The organism is Rothia sp. HMSC068E02 (genome assembly GCF_001813565.1).
Lineage (GTDB): Bacteria > Actinomycetota > Actinomycetes > Actinomycetales > Micrococcaceae > Rothia.
The window spans coordinates 1-232 of record NZ_KV812892.1 but is presented as its reverse complement, the minus strand read 5'-3'; the positions used below and the strand labels follow the sequence as shown (position 1 = coordinate 232).

The window sequence follows — 232 nt, the reverse complement described above, 5'->3', positions numbered from 1 at the left end:
CCTGAAGCATCTCTTGCTGCTGGGCAAGATTAGGACACATCGAGATGGAGTGGGCAACAATCTCTTTACTGGCAAAGTCATAAACCGGAGCGAGATAGGCCTTACCGAAGGAAAGCTTGAACTCGGTGACGTCGGTGCCCAACTTCTGCCAAGGACCAGTCGCCGTGAAGTTGCGACCGATGATATTGGCGAAACTTTGCCCCACATCCCCCTTGTAGGAGTTGTACCTGTG

The 232-nt window shown here is 52.6% G+C and carries 1 pseudogene; it reads right to left on the bottom strand.

Annotation, left to right across the window (positions count from 1 at the left end):
• Window positions 1-232: pseudogene (locus HMPREF2919_RS07235) on the bottom strand (IS3 family transposase); the annotation flags it as partial.